The sequence below is a fragment of the Streptomyces sp. CA-135486 genome (genome assembly GCF_050936555.1).
In the GTDB taxonomy this organism is placed as follows: Bacteria; Actinomycetota; Actinomycetes; order Streptomycetales; family Streptomycetaceae; genus Streptomyces.
This window is the reverse complement of the sequence record NZ_JBNJMM010000001.1, coordinates 218,650-242,522: the sequence shown is the minus strand read 5'-3', so window position 1 is coordinate 242,522 and position 23,873 is coordinate 218,650. Positions and strand designations below refer to the sequence as shown.

Here is a 23,873-nt window from a genome sequence, read left to right as displayed (position 1 = left end):
TTGCGGCGCCCTCTCTTTGAGGTGTGGGTGACCTTCCGCGCACTAGAGTTCGGTGCATGGCGAAGAAGCTCGTGATCAAGGTGACCGCCGGTGCCGATGCGCCCGAGCGCTGCTCGCAGGCCTTCACGGTGGCGGCCGTCGCCGTTGCCAGCGGTGTGGAGGTGTCCCTCTGGCTGACCGGCGAGTCCGCGTGGTTCGCGCTGCCGGGCCGCGCGGCCGAGTTCGAACTGCCGCACGCCGCGCCGCTGCCCGATCTGATCGACTCGATCCTGGCGGCCGGGCAGATCACGCTCTGCACGCAGTGCGCGGCACGGCGGGACATCACGGAGAAGGATGTGCTGGACGGCGTACGGATCGCGGGGGCCCAGGTCTTCGTGAGCGAGGTCATGCCGGACGGCGTCCAGGCGCTCGTCTACTGACGCTTCCCGTCCACTGACACTTACTGACGCTTCTTCTTGCCGTCGAGCTCGTCCCACCACTCGTCGGACTTCGGATCGCCCGACGGATCGTCCCACCAGCGGTCCTCGGGCCCGCGCGCATTGGCGACCATCGCAGCGACCGGCGGGATCACCATCGCGACGACGCACATGCCGACGGCGGCGGGGACCGACCACAGGCGTACGAAGGCCCAGGCGGACACGAACAGGGCCAGGCATCCGCCCATCAGCAGGAAGTAGGCGTGACGGCGCCGCGCGTACATACCTTCAGCGTACGACCGGGAAGGCGACCGGGAAGGCGAGCGGGAACGCAGACGACCGAAGGGCCGCACCCCGCTTCAGGAAGCGTCCAACCCCCTGGGGTGCGGCCCTTCGGCCGGTATGCAGTGCCGTCAGACGGCGATGGCGACCTCGGCGAGGCCACCGGTCTGCGCGACGACCGTACGGTCCGCCGTGGCGCCCGGGACAAGGGCGCGCACCGTCCACGTGCCCTCGGCCGCGTAGAAGCGGAACTGCCCGGTCGCCGAGGTCGGGACCTCGGCGGTGAACTCGCCGGTCGAGTCCAGCAGGCGGACGTAGCCGGTGACGGGCTCGCCGTCACGGGTCACGCTGCCCTGGATCGTCGTCTCACCGGGCTTGATCGTCGAAGCGTCGGGGCCACCGGCCTTTGCTCCACACATAGAGGTCGTCCTTCGGGTCGGGAGGAGGGGTTACTTGTTGGCGCCGAGCTCGATCGGCACGCCGACGAGGGAGCCGTACTCGGTCCACGAGCCGTCGTAGTTCTTGACGTTCTGGACGCCGAGCAGCTCGTGCAGCACGAACCAGGTGAGCGCCGAACGCTCACCGATGCGGCAGTACGCGATGGTGTCCTTCGCCAGGTCGACCTGCTCCTCGGCGTAGAGCTCCTTGAGCTCGTCGTCCGACTTGAAGGTGCCGTCGTCGTTGGCGTTCTTGGACCACGGGATGTTGCGGGCGCTCGTGATGTGGCCCGGACGCTGCGACTGCTCCTGCGGGAGGTGCGCCGGGGCGAGCAGCTTGCCGCTGAACTCGTCGGGCGAGCGCACGTCCACCAGGTTCTCGTTGCCGATCGCGGCGACGGCGTCGTCGCGGAAGGCGCGGATCGAGGTGTCCTGGGCCTTCGCCTTGTACTCGGTCGCGGGGCGCTCCGGCACCTGCGCGCCGTCGACCAGGTCGCGGGAGTCGAGCTCCCACTTCTTGCGGCCGCCGTCGAGGAGCTTGACGCTGTCGTGCCCGTAGAGCTTGAAGTACCAGTAGGCGTACGAGGCGAACCAGTTGTTGTTGCCGCCGTAGAGGACGACGGTGTCGTCGTTGGCGATGCCCTTCGCGGAGAGGAGCTTCTCGAAGCCCTCCTGGTCGACGAAGTCACGGCGGACCGGGTCCTGGAGGTCCTGCTTCCAGTCGATCCGTACAGCGTTCTTGATGTGGTTCTTGTCGTACGCGGAGGTGTCCTCGTCGACCTCGACGACAACGACCTTCGGGTCATCGATGTGGGCCTCGACCCAGTCGGCGTCTACCAGGACGTCGCTGCGGCTCATGCTCTTTCTCCTCCGGGGCAGTGTGCGGCGGGTGGTGCGAAGAGAGGGTGTGCGGGTACGCGAAGCGCGCGGTATCCGGCACGAGGGGTGGGCCCTGACAACTGTCGAAGGGCCTGAGGGATACGGGAGAGTCGGGCTCCCGCTAGAAAGTGCGACAGAGCATGGCGGCGACGCGGCACAGGTCTACTGCCCGCCGCTTCGTAAGATCCGCCTGCTGTCGCTTCATGCGTCCGATCGTAGGGACGTATCCGTGCCCCTGTCATGGGCGTGTCGCATTCTGAGACGCGATCATCCACTATGCGGGACGAGAAGCTGCGCGGGGGCGTTCGGCGCGCCCCTCGGGGAAGTTGCGCGGGTGTTCCTTCTACCCAGCGGACGGGTCCGTCTCACCATGCGGCCGGGGCCCTAACCGGGGGCTCCGCCCCCGGATCCCGAACGCGACCTTCGGCCGCGTGTCCTCCATCGCCAGACAGGCAGTCACCGTGGTCGTGGTTGCCCTGGGTCGGGGGCGTTGGTGGTCGGTGGTTGCTGTCCGGTGGATGGTTGCGCGGGCGAACCGCGGCGGGGTCCGGGCGGAGCCCCAGCGGATGCGGGCTAGCCCGCGAGGGAGACGTTCGTGCCCGTGCCGGAGAAGCGCAGGCCCGCGTCCGTCGCCGCCACCTTGTCCAGCTTGATGCTCGACGGCATTCCGTCGATCTTCATGTCGTAGTCGACGACCTTGCGCAGTTTGTCGTTGAGGCTCCCCGGCAGGCTGGGCAACGACTCGGCCTTCAGCTGGACCGTGCTGCCACCCTTGAGCGCGACCGTGCTGTAGGTGGTGACCATGCGGCCGTTGAGCATGGCCTTGAACGCTTCGGGCACCGAGATGCCCGCGCCTTCCAGCAGGTCGGCGAGCGGCCCGGTGACCTTGACCTGGCCCTTGGCGGCCCGGTCGGCGCCCGCATAGCTGACGGTGGCGCCGCTCGGCGCGGCTTTCGTCAGGTCGGCGTACGAGATCCGGGCCGAGCCGTCGGCGCGGTCCGCGACGGCGGAGGAGAAGCTGCTGTCGATCCTCACGCTGCGCAGCTCGGCCTTGACCTCGGTGACATTGACCGTGCGGCCGCCCGCGCTGGCGGTGATTCCGGCGAGGCTGACGTCGACCTCGTCCAGCTCCTTGCCCACGACCTGGGTGAGGAAGGGGAAGCCCTTGATGGAGATCTCCGGCGTCGAGCTCAGCCCCTGGCTGCTCTTGATCTTGTCGGCCGCCTCGGACTCGGCCATGTTGACCGCGATCCGGTCCGCGGCGACGAAGATGCCGCCCAGGACCACAGCGATGATCAGCAGTATTCGCAGTGCACGCATTGCGCGGTGTCCCCCACCCTGTCTCTGGCCCCCCGTGACGCCCGCGAGCCTAATCCAGTCCGGACGACGCCTTCTTGTTAATGATCGACTCAATGATCGACGTCCAGGTGGGGGCTTTTGGTTCCGCCCGGGGGAACCGCGCAGGTCACACCAGGGCCCGCCCGATCAGATAGACCGCCGGCGCCGCGGCGGTCAGCGGCAGGGCCACGCCCGCCGTCATATGGACGAACCGGGACGGGTAGTCGTAGCTCGCCACCCGCAGCCCGATCAGCGCGCACACGCCCGCCGCGAGACCGAGCAGCGCGCCCTTGGCACCGATGTCGGTGAGGCCGCCGGCCGCGATGCCCGCGCCGGTCGCGGCCAGCAGCGACAGGACCACGGAGGCGACGTCCGGCAGCGGCAGCGCACGGGCCAGGACGGCCACGGCGACCGCGACGCCGCCGACGACCACGGCGTCGTCCGCGGCCGCGAGATGTCCGGCCGCGAGGATCGCGAGGGCAGCCGATGCGACGGTCGCCATCAGGCCGTACATCCGCTCGTCCGCGCCCGCGTGGCTGCGCAGCTGCAGTACGAGGGTGAGCAGCACCCACACGCCCAGCGTGCCGATGATCGCGGCGGGGGCGTGCTCCCGGCCGACGGAGAGCAGTACGACGTCGGCGGCGAGGCCGCCCGCGAAGGCGAGGGCGATGCCCTGTCGGGCGGGCCACATGCCGTTCAGCCGGAACCACCCCGCGGCGGTGACGGCCTGCAGCAGAACGAGCGGCACGAACAGGGCGTACTGGCCGATCGCCGCGCCGGTGGCGAGCAGCAGTCCGAGGGCGGCGGTCAGACCGGCGGGCTGCATGCCGGGCGCGATGATCGGCGAGCGTCCCTCGGCGCGGGCGCGCTGGGCGTCGCTGAGTCGGCTGTGGCCCGCGACGCCGGTGGCGCTGTGCCCGGCGGCGGGCGGCTCGAACGCCATGGGTGCTGGAGCCGGAGCCGCGGCCGGTACCTCGGGCGGCAGCGGGTAGGCGGCCTGCGGCGGCAGACAGGCCGTGTCGGCTGCGGCCTGCGCGGGCGGCACGACCGGCTGGTACTGCGTGTCCCAGGTCTGGCCCTCCCACGTCTGCGCGACGTTGGGGTCCGGGTGGCTGCCCTGCGGATAGCCCTGCGCGTGGTTCTGCGGATGGCCCTGCCGGTTCTGCGCGTACGGGTCGTACGGGTCGTACGGGTCGTACGGATACTGCTGATCACTGCTCATGATGTGCGGCTCATCCTCCTGCGAACGGCGGGAGCACCTCGACCGTGCCGCCCTCGGCAAGCCGTACGGTCTCATGGCCACGGGTGCCGACGGGGTCACCGTCGATGAGGAACGAACACCGTTGCAGTACGCGCGTCAGCTCCCCGGGGTGCCGCTCGCGCACCGCTTCGAGCGCCTCGGCGAGCGTTCCCGCCGCGTACGGCTCCTCCGCGACCCCGGCCGCTGCCTTGGCCGCTGCCCAGTAGCGGATCGTTCCCGCTGCCATGACGACACTCCTTTCGTCGGCTTCCATGATGGGCCACGCGCGAGCGGGCTCCGCGAGACGGCTCACAGGTCGGTTCACCCGCCGGCCGACGCACCGGCTCGCTCGCCGGCGAGCCAGGCCGCGATGCGGGTCAGCAGCTCGTCGTCCGCGGCGTTCTCGGCGTGGCCCATGCCGGGTTCCAGCCAAAGTTCGGCCGCTCCGTCCGCGGCCGCGGCGGCGAGCATCCGCGGATGGTCGAGCGGAAAGTACGGGTCGCGGTCGCCGTGGACGATCAGCAGTGGCGTCGGCGCGATGAACGGCACGGACTCCACCGGGGAGAGCGGGACGGGGTTCCATTCCTCGGGATGGATACGGGTGCCGAGGCCATAACGGCCGACCAGGCGCCCGACCGGCCGGGTGACGACCCAGTGCAGCCGCCGCATGGGGGCCGTACCGCGGTAGTACCAGCGCGCGGGCGCACTCACCGCCGCGACCGCATCCGTGCGCGCCTCTTTGCGCCCCCCATGCATCCCCGCATGACGCAGCACGACGGAGCCGCCCATCGAGAATCCGGCCGTCACCACCCGGGTGTGACCGAATCCACGCGCCCACTCCACCGCGGCCGCGAGATCGAGCACCTCCCGGTCCCCGACGGTGGAGCGGCCGCCGGAGCCTCCGTGCCCGCGGAAAGAGAACGTGACCACGGCCGCATGCTGCGCGAAAACCCGTGCCGCACGGCGTACCGCGGGCCGGTCCACCGACCCCGTGAAGCCGTGCGCGATCACGATCGCGGTGGCACTGACGCCCGCCGTACACGGCTCGTACACAGCCTCGATACGGACGCCGTCACTGGTACGCAGGGTTGCGCGTCCGGGGCCGCGAATTGTCGACGAAGCGTCCGAAGTATGAAATGCACCCTCTGCCAGGGAACTCATGTGGGCTATTCTGCTGGCAGAGGATCCGGGCAACGAAGCCCCCGGGTCCTTTTGTGTTTTCCCGCCGTTGTTACAGGCAGGTGAACAATGGCTCTCAGGGCGCGGGAGCCACCGTATGAACCAGTGCCGCAACGTCCTCGCAGGGACCGAGGAGGAACCGACGTTATGGGCGAGCGAACCGTGCACAACCGCAGGACGACCTGGGCAGGTGGGGTGCGATGAGCTCTCTGCTGCTCCTCACCAATGCCCTTCAGCCGTCGACGGAGGTGCTTCCCGCCCTCGGCCTGCTGCTGCACAACGTGCGGGTGGCCCCCGCCGAGGGCCCGGCTCTCGTCGACACCCCCGGTGCAGACGTGATCCTCATCGACGGCCGCCGCGATCTGCCGCAGGTGCGGTCGCTGTGCCAGCTGCTGCGGTCCACCGGGCCGGGCTGTCCGCTGATCCTCGTGGTGACGGAGGGCGGGCTCGCCGCGGTCACCGCGGACTGGGGAATCGACGACGTCCTCCTCGACACCGCCGGACCCGCCGAGGTGGAGGCGCGCCTCCGGCTGGCCATGGGCCGCCAGCAGATCACCTCGGACGACTCCCCCATGGAGATCCGCAACGGCGATCTGTCGGTCGACGAGGCGACGTACAGCGCGAAGCTGAAGGGCCGGGTCCTGGACCTGACCTTCAAGGAGTTCGAGCTGCTGAAGTATCTGGCCCAGCACCCGGGACGGGTCTTCACCCGCGCCCAGCTGCTGCAGGAGGTCTGGGGCTATGACTACTTCGGCGGTACGCGGACGGTCGACGTCCATGTACGGCGGCTGCGGGCGAAACTCGGCCCGGAGCACGAGTCGCTGATCGGGACCGTACGGAACGTCGGATACCGCTTCGTCGCGCCGGAGAAGGTGGAACGCGCGGCCGAGGAGGCCAAGGCGAGGGCCGCTGCGGAGGCCGCTGCGGAGGCGTCCGCGAAGGCCGCGGCGCCGGTCGCCCGTACGGAGGACTCGACCGAGGTACAGGAAGCGGCCGTACGGCCTGCCCAGCGGTAGGTCACCCCGCGTAGACTTCGCGCGTGGCCAAGGTGACGCGGGACGATGTGGCGCGACTGGCGGGGACTTCGACCGCGGTCGTGAGCTACGTCATCAACAACGGACCCAGGCCGGTCGCCCCGGCCACGCGCGAGCGGGTACTCGCAGCGATCAAGGAGCTGGGGTACCGGCCTGACCGGGTTGCCCAGGCGATGGCATCGCGGCGCACCGACCTCATAGGCATGATCGTGCCGGACGCCCGGCAGCCGTTCTTCGCGGAGATGGCGCACGCGGTGGAACAGGCCGCGGCGGAACGCGGAAAAATGGTCCTCGTCGGCAACTCCGACTACCGCGACGAGCGCGAGGTCCACTATCTGCGGGCCTTCCTCGGGATGCGGGTGTCCGGGCTGATCCTGGTCAGCCAGGGCCCGAGCGAGCGGGCCGCCGCGGAGATCGAGGCGTGGGACGCGCGGGTGGTCCTGCTGCACGAGCGGCCCGAGGCGATCGACGACGTCGCCGTCGTGACAGACGACATCGGCGGTGCGCAGCTCGCCACGCGCCATCTGCTGGAGCACGGTCATGCGTACGTGGCGTGCCTCGGCGGAGTCGAGTCGACCCCGGCGGTCGGCGACCCGGTGGCTGACCATGTCGAGGGCTGGCGGCGGGCGATGCTGGAGTCGGGGCGCTCGGTGGAGGGCCGGCTGTTCCAGGCCCCGTACAACCGCTACGACGCTTACCTGGTCGCTTTGAAGCTGCTGTCCGGGCCCGAGCGGCCCCCGGCGATCTTCTGCTCGACGGACGACCAGGCGATAGGTGTGCTGCGGGCGGCGCGGGAGCTGCGGATCGACGTCCCGGGCGAGCTGGCGGTGGCGGGCTTCGACGACGTGAAGGAGGCGGCGCTGACGGATCCGCCGCTGACGACGATCTCGTCGGACCGCCCGGCGATGGCGCGCGCGGCGGTGGACCTGGTCCTGGACGACGGGCTACGGGTGGCGGGGTCGCGCCGGGAGCGGGTGAAGCAGTTCCCGTCAGGGTTGGTGATCCGGCGGTCCTGCGGGTGCGTGTAGGGGGTACGGGAGTTCGGCGCGCGGGTCCGGGGCGCGGGGCTTTTTCCCTCCCCGGTCCTCAAACGCCGGACCGGCTTGATCGGCCCGGAACCTTTGGATCGGGCACCACACTTCTGCCGGGCTTCTCAGCGCCGCCTCAGAAAGCTCTCATCTACAGGCCCGAGAGTCAGCTCCATGACGGACTACTACAGCCACCCGCAGCAGCCGCAGCCCCAGCCGTACGACGCGGGCGCCTACCCTCCGCCCCCGTCCCACGAGCCCGCGCCGCACGCCGTCGCGCCGCCGCGGGCCAGGGCAAAGCGGCCCGTCGCGCTCATCGCCGCCGTCGCCATCGCCGCCGCGGTCATCGGAGGCGGCGCCTCCGCGCTCGTCCAGCAGCTCACCGACAACGGCAACAGCAGCAGCTCCGGCGTCACCGGCACCACTGTGTCGCAGGGCAGCAAGGGCACCGTCGCCGGCGTCGCGCAGGCCGTCTCGCCCAGCATCGTGGAGATCAGCGCGACCTCCAACGCCGGTCAGTCCACCGGCTCCGGCGTGATCATCACCGCCGACGGTGAGATCGTCACCAACAACCACGTCGTCTCCGGCGCCGACTCCGTGAAGGTGCGGCTCAGCGACGGCAAGACGTATACCGCCAAGGTCGTGGGCACCGACCCCGACAAGGATCTCGCGCTCATCAAACTGGAGGGGGCTGGGGGTACCCCCCAGGCCGCAGGCTCTGGGGGAGGCCTCAAGGCCGCGACCCTCGGGGACTCCGGCAAGGTCGGCGTCGGCGACCAGGTCGTCGCCATCGGCTCGCCGGAGGGCCTGACCGGCACCGTCACCAGCGGCATCGTGTCCGCCCTCAACCGCGATGTCACCGTCGCGAAGGACCAGGAGCCGCAGCAACAGCAGGGGCGCGGCAGCTGGCCCTTCGAGTTCGGCGGACAGCAGTTCAACGGCGACACCGGCTCGTCGAAGACGACGTACAAGGCCATCCAGACCGACGCCTCCCTCAACCCCGGCAACTCCGGCGGCGCCCTCATCAACATGAACGGCGAGATCATCGGCATCAACTCCGCGATGTACTCGCCCAGTTCCAGCACCGGATCCACGGCCGGCAGCGTCGGCCTCGGCTTCGCCATTCCCATCGACACGGTCAAGGCCGACCTCGACGTCCTCCGCTCGGGCGGCAACAGCTGAGCGCGTGCGAGGCTGAAGCCATGACGACCCCCCGTGAAGGCGACCGCATCCTCATCGTCGACGACGAGCCCGCCGTCCGTGAGGCGCTCCAGCGCTCTCTCGCCTTCGAGGGGTACGGGACCGAGGTCGCCGTCGACGGCATCGACGCGCTGACCCGGGCCGAGGAGTACGCGCCCGATCTGATCGTGCTCGACATCCAGATGCCCCGGATGGACGGACTGACCGCGGCCCGCCGGCTGCGCGCCTCCGGATCGAGGACGCCGATCCTGATGCTGACCGCGCGGGACACGGTCGGCGACCGGGTGACGGGGCTCGACGCGGGGGCCGACGACTATCTGGTCAAGCCGTTCGAGCTGGACGAGCTGTTCGCCCGGGTACGGGCGCTGCTGCGGCGCAGCTCCTACGCGACGGCCCAGAGCGCCGCCACCGACGCCGACGTGCTGGCCTTCGCCGATCTGCGGATGGACGTGGTGACCCGCGAGGTCATGCGCGGCACCCGCCGGGTGGAGCTGACACGTACGGAGTTCACGCTGCTCGAAATGTTTCTGGCGCACCCGCGTCAGGTGCTCACCCGCGAGCAGATCCTCAAGGCGGTGTGGGGCTTCGACTTCGAGCCCAGTTCGAACTCGCTGGATGTGTATGTGATGTATCTGCGGCGCAAGACGGAGGCGGCCGGCGAGCCGCGCCTGGTCCACACGGTGCGCGGGGTGGGGTACGTGCTGCGGTCGGGCGGCGCGGAGTGATCAATAAGTTCCGTGCGCTGCCCCTGCGGTCGCGGCTCGCGCTGCTGGTGGCGGTCGCGGTGGCGGTGGCGGTCGCGGCCGTCTCCGTGACGTGCTGGTTCGTCGTGCGCGGCAAGCTGTACGACGAGATCGACGCCAAGCTGAAGTCCCAGAACGCGCCGCTGCAGCCCGACGACATCGCTCTCGCACTGCGCACCTGCTCGCAGACCCCGGCCGGCCGGGCCGGCTACGGTCCCAAGCCCGTCTACTACGTCCAGCTCGTCCGGGCCGGCAGCGACAAGCCGTGCGTCTCCGCCTACTCCGCCGGGACCGTCAAGGTCGACAGCGGCGACGAGCAGGTGGCGCGGGACGCGGACCCGACCGTCCTGACGTTCCGCGACGGCACGGACACGAACGGGAGAGCTGTCCGCGTGCTCACCGTCCCGGCCGTCGTCCAGGGTCCGGAGGGCGGCGTCGTCACGGACGCCGCGGTGACGATCGCCTACCCCCTCGAGGAGACCGAGGCCACCCTCAACGATCTGGCCCTCCTGCTGCTCATCGTGTCCGGCGTCGGTGTGGTGGGCGCGGGCGCGGCCGGGCTCTGGGTCGCGCGGGCCGGTCTCAAGCCCGTCGACCGGCTCACCGGGGCCGTAGAGCATGTCGCCCGCACCGAGGATCTGACCGTGCGCATCCCGGTCGAGGGCGAGGACGAGATCGCCCGGCTGTCCCGCTCCTTCAACTCGATGACCGCCGCGCTCGCCTCCTCCCGGGACCGGCAGGCGCAGCTGATCGCGGACGCCGGGCACGAACTGCGTACGCCGCTGACCTCGCTGCGTACGAATATCGAGCTGCTGGCGCGCAGCGACGAGACGGGCCGGGCGATCCCGCCCATGGACCGGGCCGCGCTGATGGCCTCGGTCAAGGCGCAGATGACCGAACTCGCCGCGCTCATCGGCGACCTGCAGGAACTGTCGCGGCCGGACGCCGTGGACCGCGGGCCGCTGAAGGTGGTCGCACTGCACGAGATCGCCGAGGCCGCACTGGCCCGGGCGCGGCTGCGCGGGCCCGAGCTGGCCTTCGTATCGGAGCTGACGCCCTGGTACGTACGGGCGGAGCCGGCCGCGCTGGAGCGGGCGGTGGTCAATGTGCTGGACAACGCGGTGAAGTTCTCGCCGCCGGGCAGCACGGTCGAGGTGGCTCTACAGGCCGGCGAGCTGACCGTACGGGATCATGGCCCCGGTATCCCGGCCGATGAACTCCCGCACGTCTTCGAGCGGTTCTGGCGCTCGCCGTCGGCGCGCGCGCTGCCGGGGTCGGGCCTCGGTCTGTCGATCGTGGCCCGTACGGTCCATCAGGCGGGCGGCGAGATCTCCCTCGGCCCGGCGGCGGGCGGCGGGACGTATGCCCTGATCAGCCTGCCGGGCGCGGCGACTCCGCCCCCGGTCGTCGCCTGACCGTGCCGCGGCAGCGCCTCCGGCCGGGCACGTGACCGCCAAGCCAATGGCTACAACGTCAAGAAGGACGTGACCAAGGCCCTCAGCATCTGCGACGACCTCTGACGTCCCGCCGGGACGCGCCCTAACCGTTGTGGCGGACGAGTGAGTCGACCAGGCCGGCGCGGGTGTTCGGGAAGTCGAGCGGCACGATCCCGAGCCCGCGCCACCCGCTCGCCTCGGCGCCGTTGATGAAGGTGTGCACCCTCGGGTTGAGGTTGTCGGAGTTCCAGCGCGGCGGCAGATACGCGGAGGTGCTGACGAAGTTGATGTACAGCTTGCCGGGCTGCTGGGCCGCCTTGCGGAAGTGCGCCTCGATCTTGGGGTACTTGGCGTTCGGCGGGGCGTTCCAGTCGTCCTGGATGTCGAAGAAGTTGCCGTCGCCCCAGCGGAGGCCGGGCAGCCCGCCGTTGTCGCCGATCAGCACGACCTTGCCGCGCGCCTGGCCGAGGGTCGGCAGGCCGTCCCCGATGCGGAACAGCGGGCGCCAGCCCTTGTTGTCGAGGTAGTTGTCGAAGACACGCCGGAAGGTGGCGTCGCTCTCTTCCGAGTACTCCTGTTTGACGCGCATCAGGACCGTCTCGGAGGGGTGGGCGGCGAGGAAGTCCCGGCAGGCGATGAGCACATCGCCGAACATCAGGTTCTGGTAGGCCGCCCCGTGGTGGATGGCGAAGGAGTCCCCGGTGACCCGGCACCGTACGTCCAGGAAGCGGATGCCGCTGTTCAACTGGTCGGCGATGGTGGTGTTCTGGCACTCCGCCCAGAGCCCGCCGAAGCGCGCGCCCGCGTCATGGGTGCCCGGGATCGTCAGCCGTGCCAGGGCGGTCGAGTCGCCGGCGCCCGCCATCCAGTCCTGCGCGGACAGGGTGCGCCGCGGTGCGGCGAACGCGGGTGCGCCGATGAGGGCGGTCGCGGAGACGGCTGCCGCGCCCACCAGAAAGCTCCGTCGGTCCATGGTCCGGGATTATGACGGGATCACGTCAAGAACCGCAGGGCGGGTACGCGCCAGTAATAACCGGCGCTTTCCAGCCGCGTTTCGCCACCCCGACGCCACGAACACGCGCGGGGCGGCAGGCCCTTGGCCCACCGCCCCGCCGTCGTACTGCCGGTACCGCTACTTCACGACCGTGATCCGCCCCGTCACCGGCGGCGCGAGCGGCGCGCTCGCGCTGGAGTGCGCGGCCAGATAGGCGTTGAGGACCTCCAGGTCGGAGGCGCCGACGAGCTTGTTCTTGTGCTCCTTGAGCACGGGGAAGCCGTCGCCGCCGCCCGCCAGGAACTCGTTCATCGCGACCCGGTAGGTCTTCGCCGGGTCGATCGCCTCGCCGTTCAGCTTGACCGAGCCGTCCACGATCCGGTCCGCGCCGGTCTTCGTCAGATCCAGGGTGTACGTGAAGCCCTTCGACACCTGGAGGATCTTCGGGGAGGCCTGGTTCGCGCCACTGACCTGCTGCTTGAGCGTGGTGATCAGCTGGGCGCCGGTCAGGTCGACGACGTTCATCATGTTGGTGAACGGCTGGACCGTGAACGCCTCGCCGTAGGTCACCACACCGTCGCCCTCACTGCCGGACGCCTTGTGGACCAGTCCCGCGCGGATGCCGCCCGGGTTCATGAGGGCGATCTGCGCCCCGCCCTTGTCCGCCGGGGCGAGACCCTCCAGCTGTGCGTCCGCGATCAGATCGCCCAGCGGCTTCTCGGCTGCGTCGAAGGGGTTCTCGATGTCGGCGGAGATGTAGCCGACCGGCCGGCTCGCGACCGGCGCGGCCAGCGTGTTCCACCGCTGGATCAGCCGGGTCATGTCCTCGGCCTTCGGCACATCACGGGTGACGACATGGTTCGCGGAGGCCACGGTGGTACGGACGATGTCCTTCGTACGACGGTCGTAGGTGAGCGTCGTGTCGGTGTACAGCTTGCCGAACGAGGCCGCCGAGGTGACCGTACGCGGCCTGCCGGACGGGTCCAGGATGGTGCACGCGTACGCCTGGTGGGTGTGACCGGTCACCAGGGCGTCGACCTGCGGGCTGATCTTCTTGGCGATGTCGACGATCGGGCCGGAGACACCGTCGCCGGGGCCCGGGCTGTCGCAGTTGTAGTTGTACGCGGGCGAGGCGGGCAGGCCGCCCTCGTGGATCAGGGCGACGATCGACTTGACGCCCTTGCGCTCCAGCACCTTGGTGTACTTGTTGATCGTCTCGACCTCGTCGCCGAACTTGAGGCCCTTGACCCCCGCGGCGTTGACGATGTCCGGCGTGCCCTCCAGGGTCACCCCGATGAAGCCGATCTTGACCCCGTTCTTCTTCCAGATGAAGTACGGGTCGAGCAGCGGCTTGCCGGTCTTCTCATCCGTCACATTGGCGGCGAGATACGGGAAGTCCGCGCCCCGGAACTTCTTGCCCTTCTCGTAGCAGCCGTCGGTCTGGTGACAGCCGCCGTTCTGTATCCGGGCCAGTTCCTTGGCGCCCTCGTCGAACTCGTGGTTGCCGACGGAGGTGACGTCGAGGTTCAGCTTGTTCAGCGCCTCGATGGTCGGCTCGTCGTGGAAGAGCCCGGAGAGCAGCGGCGAGGCACCGACCATGTCGCCCGCGGCGGCGGTGATCGAGTACTTGTTGGCCTTGCGGGCCTCGCGCAGATGCGTGGCGAGGTACTCGACGCCGCCCGCGTCGATCGTCCTGGTCGTGCCGTCCTCGTTCCGGTGCGTGACCCGGCCGGCCGAGCCGGCGGGCGGCTCCAGGTTTCCGTGCAGGTCGTTGAAGGACAGCAGTTGTACGTCCACGGTTCGGCCGTAACCGTGTCCGTGACCGTGGCCGCTCTCCTGGGCCCCGGCGGGCATCGCGGCGACCAGCGCGCCGACGGTGGTCAGTCCAGCGACCGCGGCGAGTAGGCGGAGGCGGTTCTTGTGCGGTGTCGCTGACATCTGTCCCCTTGTCAGTTCAGCGTGGTCCAAAGGCTGCGAGCGGCAGCCTAGAGTCAACGCGCGTAGCGCGACAGGGGGTACGGGTTACGACCTGGTTGCCATCGTTCGCCAAAGGGGTCACTCGCGCCCTCGCCCGCTCCTCTGTCCGGCCGTCGCCGACACCCTCGTACGCGATGCGGAGCTGCCTGCTCCGGACGATCGGCTGCACGCATGACCTGGCCCTTACCGCCGACAACGTGCCGCACGGCCGTACCCTCGACCCATGACCACTGATGCGGTGATTCCGGAGCCCGGCCGGCAGATTCAGACCCTTGACGAGCTCAGCCCCGGGCAGGCCCAGGACGTGCTCGACATGCTCGAGGAAGCCGCCCGTGCCGATGGGATGCAGGCCGTCTCCGAGCAGGGTCGGCTGCAGCTGAAGGGCGGCAAGCGGGAGGGCGTTCGGCATCTTCTGCTCACCGTCGGCGGCGAGCTGATCGGGTACGCGCAGCTGGAGGACACCGACCCCGTCGAGGCCCCGGCCGCCGAGTTGGTCGTGCATCCCGCGCACCGGGGGCGGGGGCACGGGCGGGCGCTCGGGAGTGCGCTGCTGGGGGCATCCGGCAAGCGGCTACGGGTGTGGGCGCATGGCGGGAAGTCCGCCGCGCGGCATCTGGCCCAGGTGCTCGGACTGACCCTTTTCCGTGAACTGCGCCAGCTGCGAAGGCCGTTGAGCCCGCTGGACATCCCCGAGCCGGTGTTCCCGGCGGGCGTGACCGTACGCACCTTTGTACCGGGGCAGGACGACGCGGCCTGGCTCGCGGTGAACGCCGCCGCCTTCGCGCACCACCCCGAGCAGGGCTCACTGATCCAGCGGGACCTCGACGACCGCAAGAGCGAGGCATGGTTCGACCCCAAAGGCTTCTTCCTGGCCGAGCGCGACGGGGAGATCATCGGCTTCCACTGGACGAAGGTGCACGCCGCGGAGCACCTCGGCGAGGTGTATGTCCTCGGCATCCGCCCCGACGCCCAGGGCGGCGGCCTCGGCAAGGCCCTCACCGCGATCGGGCTGCGCCATCTCGCCGCGCAAGGGCTGCCGACCGCGATGCTGTACGTCGACGCGGACAACCCCGCCGCGCTTGCGGTGTACGAGCGGCTGGGCTTCGTCACGCACGAGGTGGATCTGATGTACCGCACCGAATCCTGAGGCGCACGCGTACCGCACGGAGTCCCGGGTCGCTGAATGGCCGGCGGGGCGCCCCGGGCCCTGACGCACCGCACCGCACCGGAGCCTGGGGCACTGAATGGCCGCCGGGCGCCCCGGGCCCTGACGCACCCCGCACCGGACCCTGGGGCACTGAATGGCCGCCGGGCGCCCCGGGCCCTTGCCGCGGCCACCGCCGCCGCAGCATTCCGGCTGCCGCGGCGGTGCCCGGGTGGGCCCGCGCGACGCCGGACCCACCCGCCGGACCCCCCGTGGGCCCCGCCACGCTTCCCCTCACGTCATGTCGTTGTTACCGGCCATTCAGACGACCTTGCGACCCTCACTCAATGCAGCCCGCTGTGCCCGCCTCCCCGAACGGGAAGATCCCTCCGGTCCCGGCCCTCTCCGACGCGCCCATCACGCCTTCCACGCGGAAGAATGGGTTCATGAGCCAGCAGCCCGCCGAGGTCCCGGTCCAGCACCCCCAGCCGTCCGTCGGTTCCATCGCCGCGCACCGCCCGCACACCGTCGCGGCCACGGTCTCCGACCTGGAACCCGATATCGACGCCGATCTCGACGCATACGAGGAGGAACACCAGGGCGTCGGCGAATTGGCGGCGGGGCGGTTCCTGGACCGCGAGCGCAGCTGGCTCGCCTTCAACGAGCGCGTTCTGGAGCTCGCCGAGGACCCCGCGACCCCCCTGCTCGAACGGGCGAACTTCCTGGCGATCTTTGCCAGCAACCTCGACGAGTTCTTCATGGTCCGGGTCGCCGGACTCAAGCGCCGCATCGCCACCGGCGTCGCCACCCGCTCCGCCTCCGGCCTGCAGCCCCGCGAGGTCCTGGACCTGATCTGGACCCGTTCCCGCGAGCTCATGGCCCGGCACGCCGCCGCCTACCAGCAGGACATCGCCCCGGCGCTCGCCGACGAGGGCATCCATCTGATCCGCTGGCCCGACCTCACCGAGAAGGAGCAGGCGCGCCTCTTCACGCTCTTCCGCCAGCAGATCTTCCCCGTGCTGACCCCGCTGGCCGTGGACCCCGCGCACCCCTTCCCGTACATCTCCGGTCTGTCGCTCAATCTGGCCGTCGTGGTGCGGAACCCGGTCAGCGGGCACCGCCACTTCGCCCGGGTGAAGGTCCCGCCGCTGCTGTCCCGCTTCCTGGAGGCGTCCCCGCAGCGATACGTGCCGCTGGAGGACGTCATCGCGGCACATCTGGAGGAGCTCTTCCCCGGCATGGAGGTGCTCGCGCACCACATGTTCCGGGTGACCAGGAACGAGGACCTGGAGGTCGAGGAGGACGACGCCGAGAACCTCCTGAAGGCCCTGGAGAAGGAGCTCATGCGGCGCCGCTTCGGCCCGCCGGTGCGCCTCGAGGTCGAGGAGTCCATCGACCCGTACGTCCTCGACCTGCTGGTCCGCGAGCTGAAGGTGTCCGACGCGGAGGTCTACCCGCTGCCCGGGCCGCTGGACCTGACCGGACTGTTCGGCATCGCGGCGCTGGACCGGCCCGAGCTGAAGTACCCGAAGTTCGTCGCGGGCACCCACCGGGACCTCTCCGAGGTCGAGTCGGCCTCCGCGCCCGACATCTTCATGGCGCTGCGCGAGCGCGACGTGCTGCTGCACCACCCCTACGACTCGTTCTCGACGTCCGTGCAGGCCTTCCTGGAGCAGGCCGCGGCCGACCCGGACGTGCTGACCATCAAGCAGACGCTGTACCGCACCAGCGGCGAGTCCCCGATAGTGGACGCGCTGATAGACGCCGCCGAGTCGGGCAAGCAGGTCCTCGTCCTGGTCGAGATCAAGGCCCGCTTCGACGAGCAGGCCAACATCAAGTGGGCGCGGAAGCTGGAGGAGGCCGGCTGCCATGTCGTCTACGGGCTCGTCGGTCTCAAGACCCACTGCAAGCTGTCGCTGGTGGTACGCCAGGAGGGCGACACGCTGCGCCGCTACTCCCACGTCGGCACCGGCAACTACCACCCGAAGACCGCCCGCCTCTACGAGGACCTGGGGCTCCTGACCGCGGACCCGCAGGTCGGCGCCGACCTCTCGGACCTGTTCAACCGGCTGTCGGGATACTCCCGCCGCGAGACCTACCGCCGGCTCCTGGTCGCCCCCAAGTCCCTGCGCGACGGCCTCATTTCGCGCATCAACAAGGAAGTCGCGCACCACCGCGCCGGACGCCCCGCCTACGTACGCATCAAGGTCAACTCGATGGTGGACGAGGCCGTCATCGACGCCTGCTACCGGGCCGCGATGGCCGGGGTGCCGGTGGACATCTGGGTCCGCGGCATATGCGCGATACGCCCCGGGGTCCCCGGCCTCTCGGAGAACATCCGGGTGCGCTCGATACTCGGCCGCTTCCTGGAACACTCCCGGATCTTCGCCTTCGGCAACGGCGGCGAGCCCGAAGTGTGGTTCGGCAGCGCCGACATGATGCACCGCAACCTCGACCGCCGTATCGAGGCACTGGTGCGGGTCACCGACCCGTCCCACCGCGCGGCGCTGACCCGGCTGCTGGAAACCGGCATGTCCGACACCACGTCCTCCTGGCATCTGGGCCCGGACGGCGCCTGGACCCGGCATTCGACGGACCCGGACGGCCAGCCGCTGCGGCATGTACAGGAGATGCTCATAGACGCCCGGAGGCGCCGGCGTGCACAGCCCTGATCTGTCCCGGCAGGACGCTGCCCCCGTCCCGGCCGCCCTCTCCGCCGCACCCACGGCGGGCGAGGCGCTGGCCCGGTATCTGCATGCCCGGGCGGGCGACTTCCTGCGCAGTCTGCGGCTGCACAGCGAGAGCGGCGCGGACACCGCGGGCGTGGCGGAGGCCGCCCGCGCGCTGCGGCAGGCCGCCCGGCGCATCAGCGGGACGCTGCACACCTTCCGGCCGCTGCTCGACGCCTCCTGGGCGGACGGGCTGCGCACCGAACTGGCCTGGCTGTCCGCGACGTTGGCACAGGAACACGCCTGCACCTCGCGGCTCGGCCGGCTGCTCGAAGCGCTGTCGAGGCTGTCGGGGGCGAGCCCGCTGCCACCGGCGAGGGGCGAGCTTCGCCCGCGCGGGACCGATGCCCCCTCGTCCGTCGGGTCCGGCGACTCCGAAACCGCCTCCGGCAAATCCGCCGCCGACACCCCGCGCGCCACCGGCAGCCTGACCGTGGGGGCGGCGCGCGCCGGAGCCCTCCTGGAGCGGCAGCTCACCCTCGCCAGGACCCGCGCCCACTCCGCGGCCCTCCAGGCGCTCGGCTCCTCCCGCTTCCACGCGGTCGCCGACTCCGTCGCCGTGCTCGCCTCCGAGCTTCCCCTGGTCCCGGCGGCAGGCGGTCCGGCCGCCGAGACCCTGGCCCTGCCCGCCGAGCTCGCCGAGCGGCAGCTGCTCGAAGCGGTTGCCGCGCTGCCGCTGGGCCGCGCCGCGCACCCGTACAACGCGGAGGCCCTGGTGCACGGCCTCGCCACCGCGTCGGCCGAGGAGGCACAGGACGCCCCCTGGCACCAGGTCCGGCTGCTGCTGCGCATGCACCGGTACGCACAGGAAGTACTGCACCCGCAGACGGACCCGGTGCTCTGCCACGCGGGCCTCGTCCTCGACCACCACCGCGACGCCGCCGAGGCTGCCGCGGCCGCGGCCACGGCAGCCCGCACACCGCGGATCGCCCCGGCCACCGCGTACGCCCTCGGGGTGCTGCACGCCGACCAGCGGCACGAGGTGGAGGCAGCCCGGTTCGCCTTCCAGCTGGCGTGGCGGGCCACGGCGGTGACGGCCCCATGAGGGGGGCGGGGCTCCGATGATGGACGACACCGTGCCGGCCGCGGGCTGTGTGCTGTGGCGGCGTTCCCCGTACGGCGACGAGGGCATCGAGATCTGCCTCGTACACCGACCAAAATATGACGATTGGTCGCATCCGAAAGGGAAGCAGAAGCGCAACGAGGACGCGCTCGACTGCGCACTGCGCGAGGTGCTCGAAGAGACCGGCCACCACTGTGTACCGGATGCCCGGCTGCCCACCGCGCGTTACGTTGCAAACGGGCGGCCCAAGCAGGTCAGCTACTGGGCGGCCGAGGCGACGACAGGGTCCTTCGCGCCGAACGAGGAGGTGGACCGCATTCTCTGGCTGTCGCCCGTGGCGGCCCGCAACCGCCTCACCCAGCCCCGCGACCGCCTTCTGGTCGACGCCCTGCTGGATGCCCTGCACTCGGCGTGAGCGGCCGTGGCGCAGGCCACGGTCGGGCACTCAGCTGCCCGACACGGTTCACCTTCCGTTCACTCTCCCCCGTGGGCGGCTTCATCTGATCTGCCTAATTTCGGCCCTACACGGTGACCGGCACAGTGCCGGTTCCCCCACCCCCGAAACGCGCCGCGTCCCGCGGCTCCTGGAAGGAACACCCGAAAGTGAAGCTTCAGCGCAAAAACGGGCTTCGCGCCACCGCGCTCGGCGCCCTCGCCGTGACCGGCGCCCTGGTCCTCACGGCGTGCGGTTCGGACAACAACGCGGGCGGCACCGGCGGCACCGGCGAGAAGACCAACGCGGCGACGAACATCAAGTGCGACGGCGCGAAGGGCAAGCTCCTGGCCTCCGGCTCCAGCGCGCAGAAGAACGCCATGGACCTCTGGGTGAAGAACTACATGGCGACGTGCTCGGGGGTCGAGGTCAACTACAAGGCCTCCTCGTCCGGTGAGGGCATCATCGCCTTCAACCAGGGCACCGTGGGCTTCGCCGGCTCCGACTCGGCGCTCAAGCCCGAAGAGGTCGCCGAGTCGAAGAAGGTCTGCAAGAGCGGCCAGGGCATCAACCTGCCCATGGTCGGTGGCCCGATCGCCATCGGCTACAACCTGCAGGGCGTGGACAACCTGACGCTGGACGCCCCGACCCTCGCCAAGATCTTCAACGGCAAGATCAAGAAGTGGAACGACCCGGCGATCGCCCAGCTCAACAAGGGCGCGACGCTGCCGGACAAGGCGATCCAGGCCTTCCACCGCTCCGAGGACTCCGGCACCACGGCGAACCTCGGCAAGTACCTGGCCGCCACGGCCAAGGCCGACTGGCCCTACGAGCCCGAGAAGAAGTGGCCGGCCCCCGGTGGCCAGGCCGCGTCCGGCTCCTCCGGCGTCGCCGCCCAGGTCAAGCAGGTCGACGGCGCGATCGGTTACTTCGAGCTCTCCTACGCGAGCTCGCAGTCGATCCCGACCGTGAAGATCAACACCGGTGCCGCGGCCCCGGTCGAGGCCTCCTCCGAGAACGCCTCGAAGGCCATTGCCGCCGCGAAGATCAAGGGCACCGGCAAGGACCTGGCCCTCGGTCTCGACTACACCACCAAGGCCGAGGGTGCCTACCCGCTCGTCCTGGTGACCTACGAGGTCGTCTGCGACAACGGCAACAAGGCCGACACCCTGGGCACGGTCAAGTCCTTCCTGACCTACACCGCCAGTGAAGAGGGTCAGAAGATCCTCGCGGACGCCGGCTACGCCCCGATCCCGGCCGAGATCAACTCCAAGGTCCGCGAGACGATCGCGGGTCTGAAGTAACACAACAGGCCGGCGGGGGCACTCCAGCCTCCGCCGGCCAACCCATCCGGTGCACCGCCGCCAGGGGAGTCCAGCCGCTCCCCCACCACAGACCGGAAAGATCATGGCTTCCACCACATCCATAGACTCCCCGCCCCCAGCGCCGGCTCCGCCGTCCGCCAGGAAGAGCACCTCCACGGGTCGCGCAGGCGACAAGGTCTTCATCGGCCTGTCCCGCGGCTCGGGCATCCTGCTCCTGGTGATCATGGCGTCGATCGCCGCGTTCCTGACCTACCGCGCCACCATCGCCATCTCGAAGGACCAGGGCAACTTCCTCACCACCTTCGACTGGAACCCGGCGGGCAACCCGCCGGTCTTCGGCATCGCGGTCCTCCTCTTCGGCACGGTGATCAGCTCGATCATCGCGATGGTGATCGCCGTTCCGATCGCCGTCGGCATCGCGCTGTTCATCTCGCACTACGCGCCGCGCAGGCTCGCCGCGCCCATCGCCTACGTAGTGGATCTGCTGGCCGCCGTGCCGTCGATCATCTACGGCATCTGGGGCGCCCTCTTCCTGGTCCCGTACCTCGAAGGCCTCAACCTCTGGCTGGACGAGTTCTTCGGCTGGACGTACATCTTCGAGAAGACCGAGGTCGGCGTCGCCCGCTCGCTGTTCACCGTGGGCATTCTGCTCGCGATCATGATCCTGCCGATCGTGACCAGCGTCAGCCGCGAAGTCTTCCTGCAGGTCCCGCGCATGAACGAGGAGGCGGCCCTCGCCCTCGGCGCCACCCGCTGGGAGGTCATCCGGATGTCGGTCCTCCCGTTCGGCCGCTCGGGCGTGATCTCCGCCTCGATGCTGGGCCTGGGCCGCGCGCTCGGCGAGACGATGGCCGTCGCCACGGTCCTCTCCCCGAGCTTCGTGATCTCTCTGCATCTGCTCAACCCGGGCGGCGGAACCTTCGCCCAGAACATCGCGGCGAAGTTCGACGAGGCCAATGAGCTCGGGCGCGACGCCCTGATCGCCTCCGGCCTGGTCCTGTTCGTCCTGACCCTGCTGGTCAACGGCGCGGCCCGGCTGATCATCGCCCGCCGCAAGGAGTACTCGGGGGCCAACGCATGAGCCAGAGCGCCATCAAGGACAGGCCGACCCCGGCCCCCGCCGCCCGCAAGGGCGCCCTCAGCGCCCGGTCCCTGCCGCGCTGGGCCCCCATCGCATTCGCGGTCTTCTCGATCGCCCTCGGCTGCGGCATCGGCATCGTGGCCGACTGGGAGAGCCGCGTGCAGTGGGGCCTCGTCTCGGCCCTGCTCTTCCTGCTCGTCTCGTACGTCGTCACCTCGATCGTCGAGAACAAGCGCCAGGCGAAGGACCGCCTCGCCACCAGCGTCGTGTGGGTCTGCTTCATCCTCGCCGTGATCCCGCTGTTCTCGCTGATCTGGGTGACCGTCAGCCGCGGTATGAAGGTCCTCAACGGGTACTTCCTCAGTCACTCCATGGCCGGCGTCCCCGGCTTCGAGGCGGGCGGCGGCGTCTACCACGCCATCCTCGGCACCCTGGAGCAGGTCGGCCTCGCCACCCTCGTCTCGGTGCCGATCGGCCTGCTGACCGCGGTCTACCTGGTGGAGTACGGCGGGGGCGCGCTCGCCAAGGCCGTCACCTTCTTCGTCGACGTCATGACGGGCATCCCGTCGATCGTCGCCGGTCTCTTCATCCTCTCGATCATGCTGATGTTCCATCTGCAGCCGTCCGGCCTGATGGGCGCGCTGGCGCTGTCGATCCTGATGATCCCGGTCGTGGTCCGCTCCACCGAGGAGATGCTCAAGCTCGTCCCGAACGAGCTGCGCGAGGCCTCGCTGGCCCTCGGCGTACCGAAGTGGCGCACGATCCTGAAGGTGGTCATCCCGACCGCGCTCGGGGGTATCACCACTGGTGTGATGCTCGCGATCGCGCGTATCGCCGGTGAGACCGCACCGATCATGCTTCTGGTCTTCGGCAGCCAGCTGATCAACACCAACCCGTTCGAAGGCGCCCAGTCCTCGCTCCCCTTCTACATCTGGGAGCAGTACCGGGTCGGCAGCGAGGCGTCGTACGACCGCGCCTGGGCCGCCGCCCTGGTCCTGATCGCCTTCGTCATGCTCCTCAACCTGGTGGCCCGCGGCATTGCCCGCTGGAAGGCCCCCAAGACCGGCCGCTAAGCGTCAATTTGCGGCTGCCGCCGCGTGGCGGCAGATTGGAAGTGATCCCCATGGCCAAGCGAATCGACGTCAGCGGCCTGACTGCCTACTACGGCTCCCACAAGGCGATCGAGGACATCTCGATGACCGTGGAGCCTCGCTCCGTGACGGCCTTCATCGGCCCGTCCGGCTGCGGAAAGTCCACGTTTCTGCGCACCCTGAACCGTATGCACGAGGTCACGCCCGGCGGCCGCGTCGAGGGCAAGGTGCTGCTGGACGACGAGAACCTGTACGCCTCCAGCGTCGACCCCGTCGCCGTACGCCGTACGGTCGGCATGGTCTTCCAGCGGCCGAACCCCTTCCCGACGATGTCGATCTTCGACAATGTGGCGGCGGGCCTGCGGCTGAACGGCTCGTACAAGAAGAACCGGCTGGCGGACGTCGTCGAGAAGTCCCTCAGGGGCGCGAACCTCTGGAACGAGGTCAAGGACCGCCTGAACAAGCCCGGCTCCAGCCTCTCCGGCGGCCAGCAGCAGCGGCTGTGCATCGCCCGCGCGATCGCGGTCGAGCCGGACGTGCTGCTGATGGACGAGCCGTGCTCGGCGCTGGACCCGATCTCGACGCTCGCGATCGAGGACCTGATCGGGGAGCTGAAGGAGCGCTTCACGATCGTCATCGTGACCCACAACATGCAGCAGGCGGCGCGGGTCTCGGACCGTACGGCGTTCTTCAACCTCTCGGCGGTCGGGCAGCCCGGGAGGCTGATCGAGATCGACGAGACTGAGCGGATCTTCGCGAATCCGTCGGTGCAGGCGACCGAGGACTACATCTCGGGACGCTTCGGATAGTCACCGGCGCCACGA

Annotated in this window: 24 protein-coding genes; 14 read left to right on the top strand and 10 right to left on the bottom strand. The window is 70.0% G+C overall.

Annotated features, from left to right (window positions below; genetic code table 11):
* Nucleotides 1-56: 56 nt before the first annotated feature.
* Complete coding sequence (locus ACQEVG_RS01225) at nucleotides 57-419, top strand: DsrE family protein (RefSeq protein ID WP_432975609.1); 363 nt, start codon at nucleotides 57-59, stop codon at nucleotides 417-419.
* A 20-nt stretch (nucleotides 420-439) separates the two neighbouring features.
* On the opposite strand, the gene ACQEVG_RS01220 is transcribed toward ACQEVG_RS01225, so the two are convergent.
* The 8 genes from ACQEVG_RS01220 to ACQEVG_RS01185 form a co-directional block, all read right to left on the bottom strand.
* Nucleotides 440-751 carry a DUF3099 domain-containing protein gene (locus ACQEVG_RS01220; protein WP_432984929.1) on the bottom strand — a complete coding sequence of 104 codons (312 nt, stop codon included), beginning with the start codon at nucleotides 749-751 and terminating at the stop codon, nucleotides 440-442.
* A gap of 78 nt (nucleotides 752-829) precedes the next feature.
* Entirely contained in the window at nucleotides 830-1,117 is a 288-nt protein-coding gene (locus ACQEVG_RS01215) for a DUF1416 domain-containing protein (RefSeq protein WP_142217934.1), read from the bottom strand.
* A gap of 30 nt (nucleotides 1,118-1,147) precedes the next feature.
* Nucleotides 1,148-1,993, bottom strand: coding sequence for a sulfurtransferase (locus tag ACQEVG_RS01210; protein WP_432975606.1), 846 nt, complete (start codon nucleotides 1,991-1,993; stop codon nucleotides 1,148-1,150).
* Between the two features lie 142 nt (nucleotides 1,994-2,135).
* Nucleotides 2,136-2,219, bottom strand: coding sequence for a putative leader peptide (locus ACQEVG_RS01205; protein WP_352376456.1), 84 nt, complete (start codon nucleotides 2,217-2,219; stop codon nucleotides 2,136-2,138).
* Between the two features lie 368 nt (nucleotides 2,220-2,587).
* Entirely contained in the window at nucleotides 2,588-3,334 is a 747-nt protein-coding gene (locus ACQEVG_RS01200; protein WP_432975603.1) for an LmeA family phospholipid-binding protein, read from the bottom strand.
* Between the two features lie 145 nt (nucleotides 3,335-3,479).
* Nucleotides 3,480-4,649, bottom strand: coding sequence for a hypothetical protein (locus ACQEVG_RS01195; protein WP_432984926.1), 1,170 nt, complete (start codon nucleotides 4,647-4,649; stop codon nucleotides 3,480-3,482).
* Nucleotides 4,585-4,839, bottom strand: coding sequence for a MoaD/ThiS family protein (locus tag ACQEVG_RS01190; RefSeq protein ID WP_360878129.1), 255 nt, complete (start codon nucleotides 4,837-4,839; stop codon nucleotides 4,585-4,587). The genes ACQEVG_RS01195 and ACQEVG_RS01190 overlap by 65 nt, the downstream gene beginning before the upstream one ends.
* A gap of 74 nt (nucleotides 4,840-4,913) precedes the next feature.
* A complete protein-coding gene (locus ACQEVG_RS01185; protein WP_432975600.1) occupies nucleotides 4,914-5,753 on the bottom strand; it encodes an alpha/beta hydrolase family protein in 840 nt (279 codons plus the stop codon).
* A gap of 218 nt (nucleotides 5,754-5,971) precedes the next feature.
* Between ACQEVG_RS01185 and ACQEVG_RS01180 the strand changes: the two genes are divergently transcribed.
* The 5 genes from ACQEVG_RS01180 (at nucleotide 5,972) to ACQEVG_RS01160 (ending at nucleotide 11,191) form a co-directional block, all read left to right on the top strand.
* Nucleotides 5,972-6,787, top strand: coding sequence for a response regulator transcription factor (locus ACQEVG_RS01180; RefSeq protein WP_432975597.1), 816 nt, complete (start codon nucleotides 5,972-5,974; stop codon nucleotides 6,785-6,787).
* A gap of 23 nt (nucleotides 6,788-6,810) precedes the next feature.
* On the top strand, nucleotides 6,811-7,833 hold the full coding sequence (locus ACQEVG_RS01175) for a LacI family DNA-binding transcriptional regulator (RefSeq protein ID WP_432975594.1): 1,023 nt from the start codon (nucleotides 6,811-6,813) through the stop codon (nucleotides 7,831-7,833).
* A 174-nt stretch (nucleotides 7,834-8,007) separates the two neighbouring features.
* Nucleotides 8,008-9,015 carry a S1C family serine protease gene (locus ACQEVG_RS01170; protein ID WP_432975591.1) on the top strand — a complete coding sequence of 336 codons (1,008 nt, stop codon included), beginning with the start codon at nucleotides 8,008-8,010 and terminating at the stop codon, nucleotides 9,013-9,015.
* Nucleotides 9,016-9,035: 20 nt separating this feature from the next.
* The gene (locus tag ACQEVG_RS01165; protein ID WP_432975588.1) at nucleotides 9,036-9,758 is read left to right on the top strand and encodes a response regulator transcription factor; all 723 of its coding nucleotides are present in this window, start codon (nucleotides 9,036-9,038) and stop codon (nucleotides 9,756-9,758) included.
* Complete coding sequence (locus ACQEVG_RS01160) at nucleotides 9,755-11,191, top strand: sensor histidine kinase (protein ID WP_432975585.1); 1,437 nt, start codon at nucleotides 9,755-9,757, stop codon at nucleotides 11,189-11,191. The genes ACQEVG_RS01165 and ACQEVG_RS01160 overlap by 4 nt, the downstream gene beginning before the upstream one ends.
* Nucleotides 11,192-11,315: 124 nt before the next feature.
* Here ACQEVG_RS01160 and ACQEVG_RS01155 read toward each other — a convergent pair whose 3' ends face one another.
* Together ACQEVG_RS01155 and ACQEVG_RS01150 are read right to left on the bottom strand one after the other, a co-directional pair.
* The gene (locus ACQEVG_RS01155) at nucleotides 11,316-12,185 is read right to left on the bottom strand and encodes a phosphatidylinositol-specific phospholipase C domain-containing protein (protein WP_432975582.1); all 870 of its coding nucleotides are present in this window, start codon (nucleotides 12,183-12,185) and stop codon (nucleotides 11,316-11,318) included.
* Nucleotides 12,186-12,344: 159 nt separating this feature from the next.
* On the bottom strand, nucleotides 12,345-14,144 hold the full coding sequence (locus ACQEVG_RS01150; RefSeq protein WP_432975579.1) for a bifunctional metallophosphatase/5'-nucleotidase: 1,800 nt from the start codon (nucleotides 14,142-14,144) through the stop codon (nucleotides 12,345-12,347).
* Nucleotides 14,145-14,406: 262 nt separating this feature from the next.
* On the opposite strand from ACQEVG_RS01150, the gene mshD reads away from it, so the two are divergent.
* The 8 genes from mshD to pstB all read left to right on the top strand — a co-directional run bounded on the left by mshD (nucleotide 14,407) and on the right by pstB (nucleotide 23,858).
* Nucleotides 14,407-15,330: a mycothiol synthase gene (mshD, locus tag ACQEVG_RS01145; protein WP_432975576.1), complete on the top strand. Its 924-nt coding sequence runs from the start codon at nucleotides 14,407-14,409 to the stop codon at nucleotides 15,328-15,330.
* Nucleotides 15,331-15,773: 443 nt separating this feature from the next.
* Nucleotides 15,774-17,999 carry an RNA degradosome polyphosphate kinase gene (locus ACQEVG_RS01140; protein WP_432975573.1) on the top strand — a complete coding sequence of 742 codons (2,226 nt, stop codon included), beginning with the start codon at nucleotides 15,774-15,776 and terminating at the stop codon, nucleotides 17,997-17,999.
* Nucleotides 17,986-19,101: a CHAD domain-containing protein gene (locus ACQEVG_RS01135; protein ID WP_432975570.1), complete on the top strand. Its 1,116-nt coding sequence runs from the start codon at nucleotides 17,986-17,988 to the stop codon at nucleotides 19,099-19,101. The genes ACQEVG_RS01140 and ACQEVG_RS01135 overlap by 14 nt, the downstream gene beginning before the upstream one ends.
* A gap of 19 nt (nucleotides 19,102-19,120) precedes the next feature.
* Complete coding sequence (locus ACQEVG_RS01130; protein WP_432984923.1) at nucleotides 19,121-19,534, top strand: NUDIX hydrolase; 414 nt, start codon at nucleotides 19,121-19,123, stop codon at nucleotides 19,532-19,534.
* Nucleotides 19,535-19,722: 188 nt separating this feature from the next.
* Nucleotides 19,723-20,856, top strand: coding sequence for a phosphate ABC transporter substrate-binding protein PstS (pstS, locus tag ACQEVG_RS01125; RefSeq protein ID WP_432975567.1), 1,134 nt, complete (start codon nucleotides 19,723-19,725; stop codon nucleotides 20,854-20,856).
* 103 nt (nucleotides 20,857-20,959) lie between these two features.
* Complete coding sequence (gene pstC, locus ACQEVG_RS01120; protein WP_432975564.1) at nucleotides 20,960-21,958, top strand: phosphate ABC transporter permease subunit PstC; 999 nt, start codon at nucleotides 20,960-20,962, stop codon at nucleotides 21,956-21,958.
* Nucleotides 21,955-23,031: a phosphate ABC transporter permease PstA gene (pstA, locus tag ACQEVG_RS01115; protein ID WP_432975561.1), complete on the top strand. Its 1,077-nt coding sequence runs from the start codon at nucleotides 21,955-21,957 to the stop codon at nucleotides 23,029-23,031. Before pstC ends, pstA begins: the two co-directional genes overlap by 4 nt.
* Before the next feature lie 50 nt (nucleotides 23,032-23,081).
* Nucleotides 23,082-23,858, top strand: a complete 777-nt coding sequence (pstB, locus tag ACQEVG_RS01110; protein ID WP_432975558.1) for a phosphate ABC transporter ATP-binding protein PstB — start codon at nucleotides 23,082-23,084, stop codon at nucleotides 23,856-23,858.
* Nucleotides 23,859-23,873 lie beyond the last annotated feature (15 nt).

Coding starts and splice junctions, on each gene's coding strand:
- ACQEVG_RS01225 (WP_432975609.1), top strand. CDS start 57: ATGGCGAAGAAGCTCGTGATCAAGGTGACCGCCGGTGCCGATGCGCCC.
- ACQEVG_RS01215 (WP_142217934.1), bottom strand. CDS start 1,117: ATGTGTGGAGCAAAGGCCGGTGGCCCCGACGCTTCGACGATCAAGCCC.
- ACQEVG_RS01210 (WP_432975606.1), bottom strand. CDS start 1,993: ATGAGCCGCAGCGACGTCCTGGTAGACGCCGACTGGGTCGAGGCCCAC.
- ACQEVG_RS01205 (WP_352376456.1), bottom strand. CDS start 2,219: ATGAAGCGACAGCAGGCGGATCTTACGAAGCGGCGGGCAGTAGACCTG.
- ACQEVG_RS01200 (WP_432975603.1), bottom strand. CDS start 3,334: ATGCGTGCACTGCGAATACTGCTGATCATCGCTGTGGTCCTGGGCGGC.
- ACQEVG_RS01195 (WP_432984926.1), bottom strand. CDS start 4,649: ATGAGACCGTACGGCTTGCCGAGGGCGGCACGGTCGAGGTGCTCCCGC.
- ACQEVG_RS01190 (WP_360878129.1), bottom strand. CDS start 4,839: ATGGCAGCGGGAACGATCCGCTACTGGGCAGCGGCCAAGGCAGCGGCC.
- ACQEVG_RS01185 (WP_432975600.1), bottom strand. CDS start 5,753: ATGAGTTCCCTGGCAGAGGGTGCATTTCATACTTCGGACGCTTCGTCG.
- ACQEVG_RS01180 (WP_432975597.1), top strand. CDS start 5,972: ATGAGCTCTCTGCTGCTCCTCACCAATGCCCTTCAGCCGTCGACGGAG.
- ACQEVG_RS01170 (WP_432975591.1), top strand. CDS start 8,008: ATGACGGACTACTACAGCCACCCGCAGCAGCCGCAGCCCCAGCCGTAC.
- ACQEVG_RS01165 (WP_432975588.1), top strand. CDS start 9,036: ATGACGACCCCCCGTGAAGGCGACCGCATCCTCATCGTCGACGACGAG.
- ACQEVG_RS01155 (WP_432975582.1), bottom strand. CDS start 12,185: ATGGACCGACGGAGCTTTCTGGTGGGCGCGGCAGCCGTCTCCGCGACC.
- ACQEVG_RS01150 (WP_432975579.1), bottom strand. CDS start 14,144: ATGTCAGCGACACCGCACAAGAACCGCCTCCGCCTACTCGCCGCGGTC.
- mshD (WP_432975576.1), top strand. CDS start 14,407: ATGACCACTGATGCGGTGATTCCGGAGCCCGGCCGGCAGATTCAGACC.
- ACQEVG_RS01140 (WP_432975573.1), top strand. CDS start 15,774: ATGAGCCAGCAGCCCGCCGAGGTCCCGGTCCAGCACCCCCAGCCGTCC.
- ACQEVG_RS01130 (WP_432984923.1), top strand. CDS start 19,121: ATGGACGACACCGTGCCGGCCGCGGGCTGTGTGCTGTGGCGGCGTTCC.
- pstC (WP_432975564.1), top strand. CDS start 20,960: ATGGCTTCCACCACATCCATAGACTCCCCGCCCCCAGCGCCGGCTCCG.
- pstA (WP_432975561.1), top strand. CDS start 21,955: ATGAGCCAGAGCGCCATCAAGGACAGGCCGACCCCGGCCCCCGCCGCC.
- pstB (WP_432975558.1), top strand. CDS start 23,082: ATGGCCAAGCGAATCGACGTCAGCGGCCTGACTGCCTACTACGGCTCC.